General features: G+C 69.4%; 18 protein-coding genes. 2 read left to right on the top strand and 16 right to left on the bottom strand.

Features of this window, described 5'->3' with window-relative positions; translation table 11 throughout:
• Positions 1 to 532: 532 nt before the first annotated feature.
• From ACXC9Q_RS08295 to ACXC9Q_RS08285, 3 genes are all read right to left on the bottom strand, one after another.
• Positions 533 to 1,204, bottom strand: coding sequence for a LuxR C-terminal-related transcriptional regulator (locus tag ACXC9Q_RS08295; RefSeq protein ID WP_457055892.1), 672 nt, complete (start codon positions 1,202 to 1,204; stop codon positions 533 to 535).
• A 246-nt stretch (positions 1,205 to 1,450) separates the two neighbouring features.
• Positions 1,451 to 1,888 (bottom strand): type II 3-dehydroquinate dehydratase, encoded by a 438-nt coding sequence (aroQ, locus tag ACXC9Q_RS08290; RefSeq protein WP_457055896.1) that lies wholly within the window; start codon positions 1,886 to 1,888, stop codon positions 1,451 to 1,453.
• A 19-nt stretch (positions 1,889 to 1,907) separates the two neighbouring features.
• Positions 1,908 to 2,498 carry a TetR/AcrR family transcriptional regulator gene (locus tag ACXC9Q_RS08285; RefSeq protein WP_457055891.1) on the bottom strand — a complete coding sequence of 197 codons (591 nt, stop codon included), beginning with the start codon at positions 2,496 to 2,498 and terminating at the stop codon, positions 1,908 to 1,910.
• Positions 2,499 to 2,552: 54 nt separating this feature from the next.
• Here ACXC9Q_RS08285 and ACXC9Q_RS08280 point away from each other — a divergent pair, with 54 nt between their 5' ends.
• The gene (locus tag ACXC9Q_RS08280) at positions 2,553 to 4,577 is read left to right on the top strand and encodes a HelD family protein (RefSeq protein WP_457055890.1); all 2,025 of its coding nucleotides are present in this window, start codon (positions 2,553 to 2,555) and stop codon (positions 4,575 to 4,577) included.
• Here the strand turns inward: ACXC9Q_RS08280 and ACXC9Q_RS08275 are convergent.
• From ACXC9Q_RS08275 to ACXC9Q_RS08250, 6 genes are all read right to left on the bottom strand, one after another.
• Complete coding sequence (locus ACXC9Q_RS08275; RefSeq protein ID WP_457055889.1) at positions 4,538 to 5,620, bottom strand: Gfo/Idh/MocA family protein; 1,083 nt, start codon at positions 5,618 to 5,620, stop codon at positions 4,538 to 4,540. The genes ACXC9Q_RS08280 and ACXC9Q_RS08275 overlap by 40 nt on opposite strands.
• A gap of 100 nt (positions 5,621 to 5,720) precedes the next feature.
• Entirely contained in the window at positions 5,721 to 6,821 is a 1,101-nt protein-coding gene (gene aroB / locus ACXC9Q_RS08270) for a 3-dehydroquinate synthase (protein WP_457055888.1), read from the bottom strand.
• Positions 6,818 to 7,327, bottom strand: a complete 510-nt coding sequence (locus tag ACXC9Q_RS08265; protein ID WP_457055887.1) for a shikimate kinase — start codon at positions 7,325 to 7,327, stop codon at positions 6,818 to 6,820. The genes aroB and ACXC9Q_RS08265 overlap by 4 nt, the downstream gene beginning before the upstream one ends.
• Positions 7,324 to 8,529 (bottom strand): chorismate synthase, encoded by a 1,206-nt coding sequence (gene aroC / locus ACXC9Q_RS08260; RefSeq protein WP_457055886.1) that lies wholly within the window; start codon positions 8,527 to 8,529, stop codon positions 7,324 to 7,326. The genes ACXC9Q_RS08265 and aroC overlap by 4 nt, the downstream gene beginning before the upstream one ends.
• Before the next feature lie 43 nt (positions 8,530 to 8,572).
• Positions 8,573 to 8,983 carry a PIN domain-containing protein gene (locus tag ACXC9Q_RS08255; RefSeq protein WP_457055885.1) on the bottom strand — a complete coding sequence of 137 codons (411 nt, stop codon included), beginning with the start codon at positions 8,981 to 8,983 and terminating at the stop codon, positions 8,573 to 8,575.
• On the bottom strand, positions 8,980 to 9,243 hold the full coding sequence (locus tag ACXC9Q_RS08250; protein ID WP_457055884.1) for a type II toxin-antitoxin system Phd/YefM family antitoxin: 264 nt from the start codon (positions 9,241 to 9,243) through the stop codon (positions 8,980 to 8,982). Before ACXC9Q_RS08250 ends, ACXC9Q_RS08255 begins: the two co-directional genes overlap by 4 nt.
• 115 nt (positions 9,244 to 9,358) lie before the next feature.
• On the opposite strand from ACXC9Q_RS08250, the gene ACXC9Q_RS08245 reads away from it, so the two are divergent.
• A complete protein-coding gene (locus ACXC9Q_RS08245) occupies positions 9,359 to 10,480 on the top strand; it encodes an ADP-ribosylglycohydrolase family protein (protein WP_457055883.1) in 1,122 nt (373 codons plus the stop codon).
• 9 nt (positions 10,481 to 10,489) lie between these two features.
• Here the strand turns inward: ACXC9Q_RS08245 and ACXC9Q_RS08240 are convergent, their stop codons facing one another.
• The 7 genes from ACXC9Q_RS08240 to alaS are packed head-to-tail and all read right to left on the bottom strand — an operon-like array spanning position 10,490 to position 19,019.
• A complete protein-coding gene (locus ACXC9Q_RS08240; protein WP_457055882.1) occupies positions 10,490 to 11,197 on the bottom strand; it encodes a prepilin peptidase in 708 nt (235 codons plus the stop codon).
• Positions 11,198 to 11,229: 32 nt separating this feature from the next.
• A complete protein-coding gene (locus ACXC9Q_RS08235; protein WP_457055881.1) occupies positions 11,230 to 12,270 on the bottom strand; it encodes a DUF2330 domain-containing protein in 1,041 nt (346 codons plus the stop codon).
• A gap of 13 nt (positions 12,271 to 12,283) precedes the next feature.
• Positions 12,284 to 13,888 (bottom strand): FAD-binding protein, encoded by a 1,605-nt coding sequence (locus ACXC9Q_RS08230; RefSeq protein ID WP_457055880.1) that lies wholly within the window; start codon positions 13,886 to 13,888, stop codon positions 12,284 to 12,286.
• Complete coding sequence (locus ACXC9Q_RS08225; RefSeq protein WP_457055879.1) at positions 13,875 to 14,699, bottom strand: shikimate dehydrogenase; 825 nt, start codon at positions 14,697 to 14,699, stop codon at positions 13,875 to 13,877. Before ACXC9Q_RS08225 ends, ACXC9Q_RS08230 begins: the two co-directional genes overlap by 14 nt.
• On the bottom strand, positions 14,699 to 15,895 hold the full coding sequence (gene mltG, locus ACXC9Q_RS08220) for an endolytic transglycosylase MltG (RefSeq protein ID WP_457055878.1): 1,197 nt from the start codon (positions 15,893 to 15,895) through the stop codon (positions 14,699 to 14,701). The genes ACXC9Q_RS08225 and mltG overlap by 1 nt, the downstream gene beginning before the upstream one ends.
• Positions 15,892 to 16,350, bottom strand: a complete 459-nt coding sequence (gene ruvX / locus ACXC9Q_RS08215) for a Holliday junction resolvase RuvX (protein WP_457055877.1) — start codon at positions 16,348 to 16,350, stop codon at positions 15,892 to 15,894. The genes mltG and ruvX overlap by 4 nt, the downstream gene beginning before the upstream one ends.
• The gene (gene alaS, locus ACXC9Q_RS08210) at positions 16,350 to 19,019 is read right to left on the bottom strand and encodes an alanine--tRNA ligase (protein WP_457055876.1); all 2,670 of its coding nucleotides are present in this window, start codon (positions 19,017 to 19,019) and stop codon (positions 16,350 to 16,352) included. The genes ruvX and alaS overlap by 1 nt, the downstream gene beginning before the upstream one ends.
• Positions 19,020 to 19,024: the final 5 nt, after the last annotated feature.

The raw sequence follows: 19,024 nt of genomic DNA, 5'->3' as shown, positions 1-19,024 counted from the left end.
AGGAAGATCTGCCGATCCCAAACCTCCCAACCAGACCCCCAGAACTAAGTAGCGACACGCTACTAGCTGAACCCGGCCGGAGGTTGGTGGCGCCGCCAACAGCCACGACGACAGCACTGGCCCACCTCCCAGGTCACCACACTGCGCCGCAACAGGCGGGGAGGATTCCGGCCCGATCCGGCCCGATCCGGGCGCAAAATCCTCCCCACCTCACGATCACCGCGACAGCACGGCGCGGGTTGTCGCCCCCTGAGGTGGTGGGTTGCCGCCTGAGGTGGTGGGTTGCCACCTCAGTTGGTGGGTTGCCGCCTCAGTTGGTGGGTTGCCGCCTGACAATCTGGCTGTGCAACCCACCATCTCTGGGGGCAACCTCTCAAAGCCGCACTAGAACAACCGCGTTGCACGGCCGGCTGCACTCGCCGCCAGCTGAGTCGGCCCGCCGGCTGTCCATCGACAGCCTGGTCGCCGAAGTCCTCCAGGAGTACAGAAGCCGGCCCTCGCGGGAAGCGAGGGCCGGCAGGGTGGCGCTGGGTCAGATGAGGCCTTCGCGGAGGGCGTAGGCGACGGCATGCGAGCGGTTCTTCAGTTGCAGGCGGCTGGTCACGTCGTGGAGGACGTTCTTCACCGTCCGCTCCGAGTAGGACAGCTCGCGGGCGATCTCCTGGGTGTCCTTGCCGTCGGCCACCAGCCGCAGCACCTGCGTCTCGCGGTCGGACAGCCCGGCGTGGGACAGCCCACGCGGTGCCAGCACATGCCGCTGCATCCGCGACACCTGACCGAGCAACCTGCCCAGCAGATCCGGAGGCAGGCTGCCGTCTCCCGCCGCGGCGGCCTGCAGAAGGTGCACGATGCGGTCGGCCGTCGCCTCGGTACGCCGGAGCACGCCGGACACTCCCAGCTCGACCGCGGTCATCAGCGCCTCGTCGTCGATCGTGCTGCCGATCAGCACGGTCCGGCCACACCCCCGTTGCGTTGCCGCCCGAAGGACCTGGACGGCTTCGCTGTCCAGCGAGTCGACGGCGACCAACGCGACCACTGGCGGGGCGGTGCGCTGGTCGGCCGGCTGGCTCTGCTGCCGCGCCGCCAGGTCGGCGTCGCTGATCAGGGCGATCTCCGACCGCTGCTTGAGCGCGTGCACCAGCCCGAACTGCGACAGCGGGTCCAGCGCTTTCACCCAGACAGGTATGCCTTGTTGCGTGATCATGCTTGTCACTCCCCCAGAGCGTTGATGAACGGAACGGATCGAACCCGTGGTCACACGAACCCCCAAATCGTCGATTCGATCGTGCCGCCGAACCTTCAGCCAGCCTTCAGACCGGTGACGGCCGGTAGCAGGACCCCACGCCTAGAGTGAACCATCCACATCTCACCGGCGTCTTGCCCCCGGTCTCTTGGCCACGGGTCCGCGACGTGTGCCCACACCCCCTAGATGCCCGAAAGGGCAGTTTGGTTACTCCGGGAGGGTGGTGAGGGCGCGAAGCGCGAGCCGGTAGGAGTCGAGGCCGAAGCCGGCGATGGTGCCGGTGGCCACACCCGCGACGACACTGGTGTGCCGGAACTCCTCGCGGGCGGCGGGGTTGGTGAGGTGGATCTCGATCAGCGGAGCGGTCCGCTGGGCGATGGCGTCGCGGAGTGCGTACGAGTAGTGGGTGAACGCGGCCGGGTTCAGCACCACCGGGATCCGCCCGTCGGCCGCCTCGTGCAACCAGCCGACCAGCTCAGCCTCGTCATCGGTCTGCCGCACCTCGACCTCCAGCCCGAGCTCGGCACCCGCCTTCTCGCACTCCCCCACCAACTCGGCGAACGTCGTCGACCCGTACTTCTCCGGCTCCCGAGACCCCAGCCGTCCCAAGTTGGGCCCGTTCAGCACCAGTACTCGCCTACGCACATCAGTCACCCGACCCAGCCTAGAGCCCAGCGGCCAGGGAGTTGTAGGCGGTGACCGCCTCGGCGCGAGCCGTCGGGTAGTAGACGGAGGCCGCCGTCCCGGAGCTCATGGCTTGCCAGTTGCGGCGGCTGAGCACCTGGTGGACCGAGATCAGGCAGGCCGCGGTGATCTCGGCGCGGAGGTCATTGCCCAGGGCAACCGCCAGGGCCTGCTGGTCGCCGGCGACGAACTGCGCGAGGTGGGTCTCCAGCGCCGGAGTGGTGAAGACGAGGTTGTTGTAGGCGAGCACGGCTGCGTGGTCGTTGAGGCCGGTGACCGGGTCGCGGCGGTCCAGGCCGGCGAGGAAGTGGTCGCGGAGGGCCTCGATCGGGGGTGCCGCGGAGGCATCGACCACTCTGGCGGCTTCGTGCTGGTGGTCGGCGATGCGGTGCAGGACGAGATCCTGCTTGGTCGGGAAGTACTTGAACAGGGTGGGTTTGGAGACATTCGCGGCCGCGGCGATGTCGGTGACCGAGACCTCGTCGAAACCGCGCTCGAGGAAGAGCGTGATCGCCGCCTCGGAGAGGGCGTCGTGGGTCTGCTGCTTCTTGCGGGCGCGGAGTCCGGTCACGACGTCATGTTAACCTAGTCAGAAGATTGACCGGGTTAACTTTTCGGGAGTGTGATGCGGGAACTGGGCGGGGAGCGCGAGTACGCCGAGCTGTGCTTGGAGGCGTTGCGGCGGATGGTGGCGGGCGCGCGGGAGAACGTGGTCGTCGGCGAGGACACCTGGGGCGATCGGTACACGGCTGAGCGACTCGGCTACTACCTCAAGACCCTCGCCCGCGACCTGGGCGAGGAAGGCGACAACCCGCCGTTCTTCGGGCTGATCCGGTACGGGGCGCAGCCCGGCGCCAGCGAGCACCGTCGCCAGACGTACTACCTCGGCCGGCGGCACATCTCGGATGCGATCGGGCGCCCGCCGATGGTGATCGACTGGCGAGCCCCGGTGTCGACCGCCTTCTACCAAGCCTCCGCCGTCGAGCCGCAAGGGGTTGAGACCCGTCGCCGCTTCGGCTGGTCGGGCAACACGCTGACCAGCTTCGAGGACGAGCACCTCACGTCGGGCGCGCCGTCCGGTTCGAGCGATCTCGTACGGCGGGAGATCGAGCGAGCCCGGGTCGGTCCGATGCGCGACATCGTGGCCACGATTCAGCCGGAGCAGGACGCGCTGGTGCGGACCGAGTTGGAGGTGTCCGTCTGCATCCAAGGCGCACCCGGCACGGGGAAGACAGCGGTCGGACTGCACCGGGCCGCCTACCTCCTCTACGCACACCGGTCGCGGCTGCGGCGGAACGGCGTACTCGTGCTCGGCCCCAACCGTGCCTTCCTGCACTACATCTCGGCCGTGCTGCCGACGCTCGGCGAGGTGGACGTCGAGCAGACAACCGTCGAGGAGTTGCTGGGCGGCACGATCCGGAGCATCGACGAGCCGGAGGTGGCCGCGATCAAGCACGATCCGCGGATGGCCGACGTACTGCGGAACGCGGTGTACGGGCGGATCGGGCGGCCGGACCAGGCAGTGGTCGTGACTGACGCGTCGTACAAGTGGCGGGTCAATCAGCACGAGTTCGACGAGATGGTGGTCGAGGCGCGAGCGGATGCCACGGCGTACCTGATCGGTCGCGAGCGAGTGACCGCTCGGATCGTCGCCGCACTGCAGCGTCAGGCGGAGGCGCGCGGTCAGAACTGCAACGCCGTCTGGCTCCGGGCGATGGCACGAGCCGCGAAGCCGGCGGTCGAAGCCGTGTGGCCGAACGTCAAGGCCGACGAGATCCTGGCCGAGCTCCTCAGCCACCCCGATCAGCTGGCGGCCGCCGCGGACAGCATCCTCACCACGGAAGAGCAGAAGGCCATCACCTGGCCTCGGCCGCGGAAGGCGAAGAGCGCACGCTGGACCGCGGCGGACGCTGTCATGCTCGACGAGGTGAGCGCCCTCCTCGAACGCGGGCAGACCTACGGCCACGTGATCGTCGACGAAGCGCAGGACCTCTCCCCCATGCAGTGCCGCGCGATCGCCCGTCGCAGCGAGCACGGCTCGATCACCGTGCTCGGCGACCTGGCTCAAGGTACGACGTCCTGGGCGGCCGGTGACTGGGAGACGCAGCTGACGCACCTCGGGAAGCCGTCGGCCGAGGTGGTCGCGCTCACCACCGGCTACCGCGTGCCGGCAGCCGTGGTGGAGATCGCCAACCGGCTGCTGAAGCCGCTCGGCGTCTCAGTGCCGCCGACCACCTCGTTCCGCTCCGACGGGCAACTGACGATCACGCGGGTCGACGATCTCCCGTCGGCCTGCGTGACCGCAGTCCAAGCAGCACTCGAGTACGACGGCTCGATCGGCGTGATCACCGCGGACCACCACAGGGCGACCCTGGTCGATGCGCTCAAGGCGGCCGGAATCGAATCCGTCCCACCGGACGGCGACGGCCGGGTGGCCGTCGTACCGACAAGTCTGGCCAAGGGCCTCGAGTACGACCACGTGATCGCCGTTGAACCGGCCGAGATCGTCAGCGCCGAGCCCCGCGGCCTGAACCGCCTCTACGTTGTGCTGACCCGAGCCGTCTCCCGGCTTGACGTCCTGCACACCCGCGACCTGCCGAGCGAACTGACTTACCAGGGCGCGCCCGGGCCGCCCATGCGCTCGGCGTAGCTCGTCCCTCGGGTCAGCTCACCGCGACGGACCGGCTTGTCGGTGAAGGCGGACGCGTAGATGGCAGCAGCCAACTCGACCGTGTTGCGAGCTTCGGCGAGGGTGACCGGCGCCGGCGCACCCGTAGTCAGGGCATCGAGAACCGCGGCCAGTTGGGCAGCGTGCCCGCTCGCAACGTCGGGGAGATCGGTACACCACGCATCGGTCACCGACTCCTGGCCAGGAGCCGCGGTGATCGTCCAATCGGGGTTCTTGTAGCCGTAGAGATGTTCCAGCTCGACCGTCGCGTTCTCGTAGTCGAAGCGGAGCTGCGACGTCTGCCGCGGTGACACGAGGGAGTTGACGACCGAGGCGACGGCTCCGTTCTCGAAGGTGACCATTGCCATCGACACGTCCTCGGTCTGCGTCGGCCGCGCCTGCCGGGCCGCGAGCGCGGTCACCTTCTCCCACGGGCCGAGGATCGACAGCAGCAGGTCGTACTGATGGATCCCGTGCCCCATCGTCGGGCCGCCGCCCTCGACCTCGAAGGTCCCCCGCCACGGCACCGCGAAGTACGCGTCGTCGCGATACCAGGTGGTGTTGCACAAGGCAACCAATGGCCGGCCGAGAACGCCGTCGGCCACGAGCTCGCGCAACCGCACCGTCCCGGACCCGAACCGATGCTGGAAGATGCAGGCGACCTGAGCGGACGACGCGCTCTCCGCCTCGAGCAACGCGTCGAGCTCGTCGAGCGACAGCGTCGGCGGCTTCTCCACCAGGACGTCGACATCCGCCGCCAGGCACTCGGCGGCCAACGGTACGTGGGAGCTGGGCGGCGTACACAGGTGGACGAGGTCGACGCCGCCGGCCGCGAGGAGCTCGGTCAGGCTCGGGTACACCGCGGGGACGTCCCACTTGGTCGCGAACTCCTTCGCCCGGTCGAGGTCGACGTCGACCGCGGCGACGAGCTCGGCGCGCTCGGGCAGCGACGTGATCGCCTTGGCGTGGGAGTTGGCGATGCCGCCGGTGCCGACGATTGCGATCCGGTGCTTGCTGTCAGACATGCAGCCCCTTCAGGTCGGAAAGCCCTTTCCAAATATCCTCGAGGGGTCAGCACCGATGTACAAGGCCTGGTCCAGCACGTGACCGTTTCCGGTCACGGGTTCAGCTGATCTCGGCGTACGCCGCGACCAGCAGGCTCGGGTCCGGAGCCTCGAGGATCGTCGGCTTGGCCAGGGCGTCGAGGATGACGAAGCGGAGCCGGTCGGCCCGGGTCTTCTTGTCGAGCTTCATCGCGTCCTGCAGTTGCGGCCAGGCGTCGGCCCGGTAGCTGACCGGGAGGCCGAGGGATTCGAGTACGGCGCGATGGCGGTCGGCGGTCGCGTCGTCGAGCCGGCCGGCCGCGCGGGCCAGCTCGGCGACGAAGATCATGCCGATGCTGATCGCGGCACCGTGTCGCCACTTGTACCGCTCGACCCGCTCGATCGCGTGGCCGAGCGTGTGCCCGTAGTTCAGCGCCTCGCGGCCGATCCGTCCCCCGGCGGTGGTGGTCCGCTCACGCAGATCCGCGCCGACCGTGTCGGCCTTCACCTGAATGGACCGGGCGATCAGTTCCTCGGTCGCGTCGTACGACGGACTTGTCGCGCCGGCCGGATCCTTCTCGACCAGGTCGAGGATCACCGGGTCCGCGATGAACCCGCACTTCACCACTTCGGCGAGACCGCTGACATAGTCGTTGCGAGGCAGCGTCTCCAGCGCGGCGAGGTCGCACAGCACGCCGGCCGGCTCCCAGAACGCGCCGACCAGGTTCTTGCCCTCGGCGGTGTTGATCCCGGTCTTCCCGCCGACGGCGGCGTCGACCATCCCGAGCAGCGTCGTCGGGATGTGCACGACCTTCACCCCGCGCAGCCAGGTCGCGGCGACGAAGCCGGCCAGGTCGGTCGTCGTCCCGCCGCCGATGCTCACGATCGCGTCGGAGCGGGTGAAGCCGGCCTGCCCGAGCACCGACCAGCAGTAGGCCAGCACCTCGGCGGTCTTCGCGTCCTCGGCGTCCGGGATCTCGATCGCGTGCGCGGTGTACCCGGAGGCGGTCAGGTCGTCGCGGATCGCATCGCCGCTGGTCCGCAGCGCGCGCGGGTGGACGACGGCGACCCGCTGCACGCCGTCGCCCAGCAGGCCCGGCAGTTCACCGAGCAGGTTGTTGCCGATGACAACGTCGTACGGCGCGGCCGCGGCGACCCTGATCCGGGTGGGTTCGCCACTCATCCGCGGGCTCCGAGCTCACCGAGGATCTCGTCGGTGATCTGCTCTGGTGTCTTCTCGTCGGTGACCACCGTCAGCTTGGCGACCTCGGCGTACAGCGGGCGGCGGGCTTCCATCAGGTTGCGCAGCTGGGTCCGGACGTTGCCCAGCAGCAACGGCCGCGCGACGCCGAGACCGACGCGCTTCGCCGCCTCGCCGAGGCTGACGTCGAGGAAGACCACGGTCTGGCCGGCCAGGTCCGCACGAGTGTCCGGGTCGAGGATCGCACCACCTCCCAGCGACAACACTTCGCCGGAATCGGCGAGCGCGGCCACGATCGCAGCTCGCTCCAGCGCGCGGAAGCGCGCTTCACCCGAGTCGACGAAGATGTCCGAGATCGGCTTGCCCGCGGCGGTTTCGACATCGGTGTCGGTGTCGCGGTGCCGGGCGTGCAGCCGCTCGGACAGCAGTGCGGCGACGGTCGACTTGCCCGATCCGGGCGGCCCGACGAGAACGACGAGAGGACTCACTGCTCGGCCCACTCCCGCGGCGTGATGGTGGTCGGCAGGCTCGCCAGGTACGCCTTGTGGTTGCGCGCGGACTCGGCCACCGAGTCGCCGCCGAACTTCTCCAGCGCGACGTCGGCCAGCACCAGCGCGACCATCGCCTCGGCCACGATGCCCGCGGCCGGTACGGCGCAGACGTCGGAGCGCTGGTGATGCGCGGACGCCGCCTCGCCGGTCGCGGTGTCGATCGTGCGGAGCGCGCGCGGGACGGTCGCGATCGGCTTCATCGCGGCCCGGACCCGGAGCGTCTCGCCGGTGCTCATACCGCCCTCGGTGCCACCCGAGCGGCCGCTGGCCCGGCGGATGGTGCCGTCCTCGGCGACGATCTCGTCGTGTGCCTGCGACCCCGGCGTACGGGCGAGCTCGAACCCGTCGCCGAGCTCGACGCCCTTGATCGCCTGGATGCCCATCAGCGCACCGGCCAGCTTGGAGTCGAGCCGGCGGTCCCAGTGCACGTAGCTGCCGAGGCCTGGCGGGAGTCCGTCCACGACCACCTCGACCACGCCGCCGAGCGTGTCGCCGGCCTTCTGGGCGGCGTCGATCTCGGCGACCATCGCCTTGCTCGCGTCGGTGTCCAGGCAGCGCACCGGATCCGCGTCCAGCTTCTCGACATCGGCGTACGCCGGGATCACGCCGTACGGCGCCTTGACGGTGCCGAGCTCGACGACGTGGCTGACGATCGTCACGCCGTACGCCTGCCGGAGGAACCGGGCCGCGACCTCACCGAGGGCGACCCGGGCCGCGGTCTCGCGGGCGCTGGCGCGCTCCAGCACCGGGCGGGCCTCGTCGAAGCCGTACTTCTGCATGCCGGCCAGGTCGGCGTGTCCGGGCCGCGGGCGGGTCAGCGGCGCGTTGCGGGCCAGGTCCGCCAGTGTCGCCGGGTCGACCGGGTCCGCACTCATCACCTGCTCCCACTTCGGCCACTCGGTGTTCCCGACCTGGATCGCCACCGGGCTCCCGAGCGTGAGTCCGTGCCGGAACCCGCCGAGGAACGTCACCTCGTCCCGCTCGAACTTCATCCGAGCCCCGCGGCCGTACCCCAGCCGACGACGAGCCAGGGCATCGGCCACGTCATCAGTGGTGACCTCAACCCCGGCGGGAAGACCTTCAAGTACGGCGACGAGCGCTTGTCCGTGCGACTCGCCGGCAGTAAGCCAGCGCAGCATGCCGCGATTCTTTCACGCCCGTCCCAGCCCGCAGACGGCGGTCTCAGTTCCAGAACGGGTTGAGGAGTCGTACGCCGGTCCGCTCGACGTCGGAGTGGTTCCGGGTGACGAACGTCCAGTCGTGGACGAGCGCGGTCGCGGCCATCAGCCCGTCTACCAGCGGCAACGGGGCCGTCGCGTTCAGGCGGCCCCAGGTTTCGGCGACTTCCAGCGACACTGGGACGATGCGGTCCGCATACCCACGGACGAGGCGCTGCCTCCAGTCCTCGATCACGGCCGCCTGGTCCGGGTCCCGCGCCGCGAGCCGCTCGACGCCCTGCTTGATCTCTCCGACGACCAGAACGCTCAGGTACAGCTGACTCGACCGGACCGACCCGAGCCAGTCCGAGGCGCCGGCATCCGGAGACTTCTTCCGGAACTCCGACACCACGTTGGTGTCGAGCAGAAAGCTCACTCGAACTCGACCTGCCGCACCGGAGCGGTCGAGCGCTCGATCTCGAGCATGCTCAGATCCGGAGCCGAGGCCAGGAAATCCTTGAAGTCCACCAGTTCCACTCCCGTCATCCGCCGGTAGTCCACGATGTCCAGAACCACGGCGACCTGCTGTCCGTGCCTCGTCACGAACTGCGGACCATCCGTCTGAACGGCGCGGATCAACTCACTGAAATGCTGTTTCGCCTCTTGCAGCTGCCACTGTCCAGCCGTCACCGTCATCACCGATCACCTCATGAAACAGTCTAGACAGACTGGACAGAATTCATCAACTCAGCGCCAGGCCGTCGCGGAGGGTGAGGACCACGGCCGGCATCACCGTCGCTAGGGTTCTGGCATGAATCGGGTGGCGGAAGAGACGTGGCGGGCGCGGGTTCGCGGGAGTCTGCTGGGCGGGGCGATCGGGGACGCGCTGGGTGGGCCCGTCGAGTTCCAGGACGGCCGGTCGATCCTGGCCGAGCACCCGGATCGACTCCGGACCTTCGTCTCCGGACCGGCCGGGTGGCCGCCGGGGACGATCACCGACGACACCCAGATGACGCTGTTCACCGTCGAAGGGCTGATCCGGGCCGGCGTCCGGACCGATCGCGGCCTCGGATTCACGGTGGCGGTGGTGCAGCACGCGTACGACCGCTGGCTGGACACACAGACCCAGCCCGGGCCGACTGGCGAGCGGGACGGCTGGCTGCAGGCCGAGCAGTGGCTGTACGCCCGGCGAGCACCGGGTACGACGTGCCTCGACGCGCTGACGGAAGCACGCAAGGGCGAGCCCCGGATCCCGCAGTTCGGCGCGGAGGCCGTCAACGACTCCAAGGGCTGTGGCGGTGTGATGCGGGTAGCGCCGTTCGGACTGCTGCCGGCCATGTTCCCCACCGACTGGGTCTTCGACTCGGCCGCTACCGCCGCGGGCTACACGCACGGCCACCCGACCGGCAAGCTCGCCGCCGGCACCTTGGCCGCGATCGTCCACGAGATCTGCGGCGGCGCCACCCTCGATGCGGCCCTCGACACCGCCACCGCCCTGCTCGTGCAGCACCCGAACCACGAGGAGACCAGTACGACGCTCTCCTTCGCGCGCCACCTGGCAGCCAACGGGTCCGGGCGAGGACCGGTGACAGTCGAGCGACTGGGTGGTGGCTGGGTCGCGGAAGAGGCGCTGGCGATCGCTGTCTACGCTGCCCTCGCCTACCCCGCGCCCGAGGAGTTCCTGGACGCCCTCGCACTGGCGGTGACGCACTCCGGCGACAGCGACTCCACCGGCGCCATCTGCGGAAACATCCTCGGCGCCCTCCACGGTGAGACGGCTCTGCCGCCGGAGCTCGTCTTCACCGTCGAGGGCCGCCCTGTCATCCTCCAGCTGGCCGACGACTTCGCTTTGGAGTTCACCGAGGCCTCCAAGCGGCTGCACGGCGACTACGGACCACACACCACCTGGATCAACCGCTACCCGGGCTGGTGACTACACCGGCTATCCGACGTACAACCGCTCGAGCGGTGCGCCCAGAAACACGCCGGCCAAGGCGCCGACCAGCATGAACGGGCCGAAGGGGACGATCTGTTTGCGGGTCATCACCTTGCCCACGATCAGCACGATCCCGACGATCGCGCCGAGGAAGAATCCGCCGTACAGGCCGCTGGCGAACTCACCCCAGCCGAGCCAGCCGAGCGCGAGCCCGAGGAGCCCGGACAGCCGGACGTCGCCGAACCCGACCCCGCGCGGAAACGCGAACCAGAGTACGTAGAACACCGCGAACCCGATCGCCCCCGCAAGCACCGCCCGCCGCAGCGAGCCCCAATCCCCCGACACCACCGCGGCACCGAGCAGCGCGAGCCCGACCACGGCGTACGTCGGCCAGATGATCACCGACGGCAGAAACCGGGTCCGCGCGTCGATGTACCCGAGCACCGCTCCGGCGACCGCCAGCAACAACCACGCCGGCAGGACGGCCGACATTCCGAGCATGAGCCCCAGCAGTCCCCCGGACACCGCGGCCAGGCCGCCACACCAGTACGCCGCCCGCCGACCGGCCAGCGCGGCGTACGGGACCTTCGTCTCGCCGTCCTCCAGCACCGGCTCGGGGATGCTCCGCAGTAGCACGGGCGCGAGCACGTACGCCGAGACGCCGCAGAAGACCACGCCGATCCCGGCGGCGAGCAACGCGTTGTCTGCCGGCACGATCCAGGAGCCTAGACGATTTCGGCCCGCGGCTACGCCCGTCCTGTGGATGAACGCCGGACGAGCACCCTGGCGATCACCGCCGCACCGGCACCGAGCAGCAGCAGGCCGCCGAGGAGCACGCCGATCGTGCTCCACAGACCGTCGTTCTCGGTGACGTACTCGACCCGCTGGAACCCGTCGTCGGTCGCCGCCGGCGCGAAGGTGAAGTCGTCGGTGATCCGGCCCGGATCGCGATAGGTGACCGTGAACGCGGTCAGATAGTCGGCCGGCTTCGCCAGTGCGTCGTCCTCGACCCGGCCTGCGAACAGCAGGTCCGGCTTCACGTCCGCGTCCGGCAGCTTGGTGGCGTCGACGCGATGCGCGGCCGCGACGTACACGGTTACCGTCTGCGCGGTGGACGCGCCCTTGCTCAACCGCATCGGGTACACGATCCGGTCCGACGCGAACGTCAGCCGCAACGGCGGCGTCGCCCCACTCAGGCTCTCGCCGGCCTGCCGTGGCGCGAGCTTCACGGCGACGATCTCCCACTTCTCCGTCAGGTACGGCGTGAGGTTGGCGGCCAGCGTGGCCGGTACGACGTACCCATTCGTGCGGAGCCAGTCCGTCACCGCGGATCCGCTCGAGCCGCCGAGCCGGGCGACCTGGAACGGCCCGAGCACCATCTGCTGCCGCACGCTGACCCCGGCACCCGGCGCCGCAGCGGCCAGGGGGTCGCCACTGCCCATGATCCCGAGGTCCCGGAACGGCCAGTAGGTCTTGCGGATCACCGTCTTCGGCCGCGTCATCCGGTTCAGTCGGTAGAACACGTCGTCGTCACCGAGCTCGACCTTGGCCGCCGCGGGCACCGGCATGATCCAGGCCGCCTTCTTCGACGAGCCGTTGATCGCCATCGACAGCGTGATCTTCTCGGTCCCCGCGTCGTGCTGGACCAGCGCGTTCTCGCCGAACGCACGAGCGTGCGATTGAGCATCCGGTAGGTAGCCGCCGCACGCGCACGCCCAGGCGGGCGTCACACCAGCCGCGACGAATCCGGCAACCAGCACTCCTGCGACGACCCGCCAAAGTTTCACGGCGGGAGACTATCTAGCTAAGGGTGTAACTCGTGTGGAAGAAGTTCGCCGGGTCGTACTTCTTCTTGACCGTCTGCAGCCGGGCCAGGCTCGTGCCGTAGTAGGTGCTGACCGAGCGACCGGCCTCGAGGTAGTTCACATATCCGCCGGCCGAGTACTTCGCGACCGCGCGGTGCCCGTTGGTGATGAAGGTCTGCGCGGGTTTCAGCTGCGCGGTGGTCGGGTGCGCGACTGTGCCGGCGTACCACTGGATCACGCCGAGCGCCGTCCGCCACGGCCAGGACGAGCCGCCGGTCGGCTGCTTGGCCGCCTGCCCGCCGAGCGGGTCGATGATCGCCGACGCCGGTGTCTTGGCTCGCGCCGCCGCCTTCACGGCGCCGATCATCGCGGTGATCGTGGCCGCATCCATCGGGCCTTTGAGTACGTCGGAACCGGCCAGGAACCCGGTCCGCGGGCTGGTCGTGCCGCCGCCGAGGTACACGACCGCCTCCATCGACGTCTTGACGGTGATCGAACTGCTGGCGGCCCTGACCCCGACGAACGACTGCAGTTGGGCGGCCGCCGCCGACGCGTTGCCGGTGGTGGAGATGCCGAGCACGTGGACCGACAGCGTTCCGTTGCTGTTGGCATCGATGTGCAGGTTGCCCCACGAGGTGATCGGCGCGGACTGCGCGAACCGCTGCCAGCCACGGACGACAGCCGGCGCCTGCGCCTCGGTCCACGTCAGGCGGAAGAACCCGATGTTCGCCGCCGGAATCGTCGCGAACCGGAACGAGGTGACGACGCCCAGGTTCCCGCCGCCGCTCCCCCGCAGCGCCCAGAAGAGGTCCGAGTCCGCGGACGCACTGACATTGTGCGATGCGCCGTCCGCGGTGTACACGCCCATCGAGACGATCCGGTCGCAGGTCAGTCCGAAGGCGCGGGTGTGGATGCCCTCGCCGCCACCCAGCGCGAGTCCGGCGACACCGACGGTCGGGCAGGTGCCCGTCGGCAGCGAACGCCCGTATTTGTTGAGGAACACGTGGACGTCGTACAGGCGGGCGCCTGCGCCGACGGTCAGGACGCCGTTCGAGTAGCTCATCGAGTCGAGCGCGCCGACGTCGACCATCATGCCCTTGCTGATGGTGGATGCGCCGACGTACGAGTGACCGCCGCTCTTCGGCACCAGCACCAGCTTGTTCGCGCGGGCGAACTCAATCGCTCGCTGCACATCGGCGGCGGTCGCGGCCTTCACCACGGCGGCGGGCTGGACCGAGTCCCAGCGGGGGTTGAACAGCTGGTGTGAGGCCGCGTAGCCGGAGGACGCGGGCAGGTAGAGCCGGCCCTTCAGCGAGCGGGCGAAGCTGTTCCAGTTCGGCACTGCCGCGGAAACACTGGGTGGGGTCTCGGCCGGAGCGGATGGGGTCATGGACTCCGTCGGCGTCGACGATGGCGTCGACGGTGGCGTCGTTCGGGTCGCGGACGGCGCGGACGTCGTCGGCGTGCTGGACGCACTCGCGCTGCTCGTCGTCGGATCGACCGTCGCGTCCGGATCGTTCGTGTCCGAGCAACCGGCCAACGAGACAACGGCGACGGCAGTGCCGGCTTTCAGCAGAGTACGGCGGTCAAGCTGACTCACGATCCCCGAGCTCCTCACGAGCGGCTGACCTCATGGCCGCCAGAGGTGCGGGCGACTTTCCGGTCATCATCCCCACTTGGAGCGTAGCTTGATGCACGAGCAGGTCAAGACCGTTCAACAGCTCGGTACCGATCCGGTGGGCCGCGATCGCGAGCCGGGTCGGCCAGGGGTGGTAGGCGACGTCGAACACCACCGGCGCGACGCCTGCGAAGTGCTCGGCCCAGGGGTCGACGGCACCGCCGGGCAGCGTCGAAACGCACAGATCGAACCCACCGATCTGCTCGACCTGGGTGAAGTCCGCGACCGAGGTCCGCAGCCCGAGCTCGGCCGCAAGGTCCCGCAGCCGCTCGGCCTTTGCGACATCCCGGACGACGACAGTCACCTCGGTGACCTTCATCGCGCGCAACGCCGCCAGCGTGGACGCGGCGGTCGCGCCGCCACCCAGCACGACGGCCGTGTCGGCCGCGGTGATGCCGTGTTCGGCGAACGCGTTCACCAGCCCGGGTACGTCGGTGTTGTGCGCGGACCGTGATCCGTCCGGCTCGAACAGCATCGTGTTCGCCGCGCCGATCAGCTCCGCGACCGGATCGACGGTGTCGACCAGGTCGAGCGCCACTCGCTTCAACGGCATGGTCAGCGACAACCCGCGGACGTCCTCGCCGAGGGTCGCCACGAACCCGCGGAGCTCGTCCTCCTCGACCTCGAACGCGTCGTACCGCCAGTCCAGCCCGAGCGCGGCATACGCGGCCCGGTGCATCGCCGGTGACAACGAGTGCGCAATCGGCGACCCGAGCACGGCACAGCGAACCATCAGCAGCGGCCCTTGTGGACGGCGCACCAGGTCTGCAGCTTCTTCACGTTCTGCATGTGCTCTTCCGGCGTACTGGCGAACGCCGTCTCACCGGTGTCGAGGTTGATCAGCGTGAAGTAGAGCCACGGCCCCTGCGCCGGGTTGATCGCCGCCCGCAGGGTCTCCTTGGTCGGCGAGTTGATCGGCGTCGGCGGGAGGCCCTTGTTCTTGTAGGTGTTGTACTGCGAGTCCATCTCGCGCTGCTCGGGCGTCGTGAACACGCCGCCGTCCTTGCCGACCACGTAGTGGATGGTCGAGTCCATCTGGAGCTTCATCCCGATCCGCAGCCGGTTGTAGATCACCCGGGCGACCTTGGCGTAGTCCTGCGGGCGGTTCGTCTCGGCGCCGATGATGCTGGCCACGATCACCGCCTGGTACGGATCCAGCTTCTTGCCCTGCGCGGTCTTCACCAGGTTCAGCTCGTTCGCGTTCTTCGCGTACTGCGCCGTCATCAGCTTCAGCATCGTGTACGCCGTCGCACCCTTCGGCACGTCGTACGTCCCCGGGTACAGGAAGCCCTCGGCGTTGTTGTGCGCGTACGCCGGCAACCCGAGCGAAGCGGGCTTCCCGAGCGCGCCCGCTGCGGCGCCGGGCGGCAGCTTCAGCTTCGACTTCTGCAAGGTCTCGCTGACCTCGGCCTTGGTCAGGCCGGACCGGAAACTGATCCGGGTGACCAGGATCGACTTGGCGGTGTCCAGCATCAGGTCGAGCGCGGCCTTGGCCGACATCTCCTTGTGCAGCGTGTAGGTGCCGGCCTGGATCTGGAGCGACCGCGAGTCGGCCTTGGCCACCTTCTCGAACGCGCGGGCGCTCTTCACGACGCCCTTCTTCTCCAGGGTGTCCGCGATCGAGGCGGCGGCCTGACCCTTGGCGACCTCGACGACCACCGTTTCCTTGGTGCCGGTGCCGGAGTAGTCCGGCGCGGCGAACATCTGCTCGATCGCGTCCCTGCCCTTGCCGAACCCGATCACTGCGCCCGCGATGAGGGCGCCGACCACCAGCAGCGAGATCAGGCCGGCGAAGCAGCCGAACGCGCGCCGGCCGCGAGCCTTGCGCCGGTTCGCCCGGCGCTCGACCCGGGTCTCCGGGCGCAACCCGAGCCCGGAGCCGAGGTCGTCGCTCTCGCTCAGGTCTTCGTCCAACGACGGTCCGTTCACAGAGGCCTCCCGGGTGGGTTGCCGGTCTCACGCTCGAGGTCGAGCGCGTGTTGCAGAATCACGACCGCGGCGGCCTGGTCGACCACCGCGCGCCGCTTGGAACCCTTCTTTCCCCGTTCCCGCAGCATGCGCTCGGCGGTGACCGTGGTGAACCGCTCGTCCACCAGCCGCACCGTCGTGTCCGCCTTGCCCTCCTGCACCTTTGTCCGCACCAGCTCCGCCGTCTCCCGGATCTTCACCGCGGCCGGCCCCTCGCCCCCGGACAGGGAGCGGGGCAGCCCGACCACGATCTCGAACGCCTCCAGTTCGGCGACGAGTGCAGCGATCCTATCCAGATCGCCGGGCCCTCGGCGGACTGTCTCCACCGGCGTGGCCAGGATTCCGTGCGGATCGCTGCTGGCGACGCCGATCCGGGCGTCCCCGATATCCAGCGCGAGGCGCACGCCCGTTCTCATCAGCCAGTGACGAGTTGGCCGACGGTGTGTTCCACCGCAGCCAGTGCCTCGTCGGAGCCACCGGGATCGGTGCCACCACCCTGGGCCACGTCGTCCTTGCCGCCGCCGCGACCGCCCAGCTTCTCGGCCGCGACCCGGACCAGGTCGCCGGCCTTCAGCCGCCACTCGCGCGCGGTGTCGTTGAGCGCGACCACCACACCGGGCTTGCCGTCGTTCACGCTGAGTACAGCGACCACGGCCGGCTTGTCGCTCGGCATCCGGCCGCGCACGTCGAGGGCCAGCTTGCGCAGGTCCCCGCCGTTCACGCCGTCGGGGGCGCGGTGACCGACGTACTGGACGCCGAAGACGTCTCGCGGGTTGCTCGCCAGCTCGGCCGCGGCCGCGAGGACCTGCGAGGCCCGCATCCGCTCGAGCTCCTTCTCGGCGGCGCGCAGCCGCTCACTCAGGTCGGCGACCTTCGCGGGCAGCTCCTCCGGCCGGGTCTTCAGGTTCTCGCTGAGCAGCCGGACCAGCGCCCGCTCGCGGCCGAGGTAGTGCAGCGCCTCCAGGCCGACGAACGCCTCGATCCGGCGGACGCCCGCTCCGACCGACGACTCGCCGGTGACGGTCAGCGCGCCGACCTGCGACGAGTGCTTGACGTGCGTGCCACCGCAGAGCTCGCGGGACCACGGGCCACCGATCTCGACCACGCGGACCTGCTCGTCGTACGTCTCGCCGAACAGCGCCAGCGCACCCCAGTCCCGGGCCTCCGGCAACGTCATGTACTGCGCCGACACCGGCAGGTCCTTCCGGACGGCGAGGTTCGCGACCTCTTCGATCTCGGACCGGGTCGCCTGATCCAGCGCCGACGACCAGGCGAAGTCGAGCCGCAGATAGCCGGGCTTGTTGTAGGAACCGCTCTGCAGCGCGTTCGGGCCGAGCACCTGGCGCAGCGCGGCGTGGACGACGTGCGTGCCGGAGTGCGCCTGACAGGCCGAGACCCGCCACTCGTGGTTGACCTCGGCGTGCACGTCCTGGCCCGGCTGGACGACACCCTCGAGCACCTCGACCTTGTGCACGATCAGGCCCTTGACCGGGCGCTGGACGTCGAGCACCTTCAGCTTGACGCCGTCGGCAACGATCAGGCCCTCGTCGGCGATCTGGCCACCGGACTCGGCGTAGAACGGGGTCTTCTCCAGCACGACCTCGACGGTCTCACCCTGCTCGGCGGCCGGCGCGACCACGCCTTCCTTCAGCAGGCCACGGACCTGCGAGTCGGTCGCGAGCTCCTGGTAGCCGGTGAACTCGGTGACGCCCTTCTCGCGCAGCTCCCGGTATCCCGAGGTGTCCGCGTGACCGGCCTTCTTCGCCCGGGCGTCCGCCTTGGCCCGCTCGCGCTGCTCCTTCATCAGGGCCTTGAAGCCCTCGGTGTCGACCTGCAGCCCCTGCTCGGCGGCCATCTCGATGGTCAGGTCGATCGGGAAGCCGTACGTGTCGTGCAGCTGGAACGCCTTCGCGCCCTCGAGCTGGTGGGCACCGCCGGACTTGGTCTCGCGGACGGCGACGTCGAAGATGCTCGTCCCGGCCGTCAGAGTCCGGCGGAACGCCTCCTCCTCGGCGTACGCGACCTGGCTGATCCGACCGAAGTCGGCCTCCAGCTCGGGGTACGACTTCTTCATCTGCTCCAGGCTGACCGGCAGCAGCTCGACCAGGCTCGGGTCCTCGTAGCCGAGCAGGCGCATCGACCGGATCGCGCGGCGGAGCAGCCGCCGCAGCACGTAGCCGCCCTGCTCGTTGCCCGGGGTGACGCCGTCGCCGATCAGCATCAGTGCGCTGCGGACGTGGTCGGCGACCACCCGGAACCGCACGTCGTCCACGTGCTCGACGCCGTACTTGCGGCCGCTCAGGTCCGACGCGCGCTCGATCACCGGGTAGATCTCGTCGATCTCGTACATGTTGTCGACGCCCTGCAGCAGGTACGCGACGCGCTCGAGGCCGAGTCCGGTGTCGATGTTCTTCTTCGGCAGCTCGCCGAGGATCTCGTAGCCGTCCTTGCCGCCACCCTCACCGCGGATGTTCTGCATGAAGACCAGGTTCCAGAACTCGAGGTAGCGGTCGCCCGCCTCCCAGTCCCGGTCGGCGCCGAACTCCGGGCCGCGGTCGATCAGGATCTCCGAGCACGGGCCGCACGGTCCGGGGATGCCCATCGACCAGAAGTTGTCCTTCATGCCGAGCCGGACGATCCGGTCGTCGGGCAGGCCGGCGATCCGCTTCCACAGCTCGATCGCCTCGTCGTCGTCGTAGTACACCGACGCGTAGAGCATCGACTCGTCGAAGCCGTAGCCGCCGTCGCGCTGGGACCGGGTGACCAGGTCCCAGGCGTACTCGATCGCCTTCTCCTTGAAGTAGTCGCCGAAGGAGAAGTTGCCGTTCATCTGGAAGAACGTGCCGTGCCGGGTGGTCTTGCCGACCTCGTCGATGTCGAGGGTCCGGACACACTTCTGCACGCTGGTCGCCCGCGCGTACGGCGGCGTCTGCTGGCCGACGAAGTAGGGCACGAACTGGGCCATGCCGGCGACGTTGAACAGCAGGTTCGGGTCCGGCGACGGGAGCGGCGCGCTCGGCACCACGGTGTGGCCCCGGTCCTCGAAGTACTGCAGGAACCGCCGCCTGATCTCACTGGTTTCCATGGGTG

It is taken from the genome of Kribbella sp. CWNU-51, from assembly GCF_054073265.1.
The sequence above is the reverse complement of the archived record's forward strand: the minus strand, read 5'-3'. Positions and strand labels throughout refer to the sequence as shown.

What these genes read in the sequence shown, in the direction of transcription:
- ACXC9Q_RS08295 (WP_457055892.1), bottom strand. Translation starts at nt 1,204, where the DNA reads ATGATCACGCAACAAGGCATACCTGTCTGGGTGAAAGCGCTGGACCCG.
- ACXC9Q_RS08280 (WP_457055890.1), top strand. Translation starts at nt 2,553, where the DNA reads ATGCGGGAACTGGGCGGGGAGCGCGAGTACGCCGAGCTGTGCTTGGAG.
- ACXC9Q_RS08275 (WP_457055889.1), bottom strand. Translation starts at nt 5,620, where the DNA reads ATGTCTGACAGCAAGCACCGGATCGCAATCGTCGGCACCGGCGGCATC.
- aroB (WP_457055888.1), bottom strand. Translation starts at nt 6,821, where the DNA reads ATGAGTGGCGAACCCACCCGGATCAGGGTCGCCGCGGCCGCGCCGTAC.
- aroC (WP_457055886.1), bottom strand. Translation starts at nt 8,529, where the DNA reads ATGCTGCGCTGGCTTACTGCCGGCGAGTCGCACGGACAAGCGCTCGTC.
- ACXC9Q_RS08250 (WP_457055884.1), bottom strand. Translation starts at nt 9,243, where the DNA reads ATGACGGTGACGGCTGGACAGTGGCAGCTGCAAGAGGCGAAACAGCAT.
- ACXC9Q_RS08245 (WP_457055883.1), top strand. Translation starts at nt 9,359, where the DNA reads ATGAATCGGGTGGCGGAAGAGACGTGGCGGGCGCGGGTTCGCGGGAGT.
- ACXC9Q_RS08225 (WP_457055879.1), bottom strand. Translation starts at nt 14,699, where the DNA reads ATGGTTCGCTGTGCCGTGCTCGGGTCGCCGATTGCGCACTCGTTGTCA.
- ruvX (WP_457055877.1), bottom strand. Translation starts at nt 16,350, where the DNA reads ATGAGAACGGGCGTGCGCCTCGCGCTGGATATCGGGGACGCCCGGATC.
- alaS (WP_457055876.1), bottom strand. Translation starts at nt 19,019, where the DNA reads ATGGAAACCAGTGAGATCAGGCGGCGGTTCCTGCAGTACTTCGAGGAC.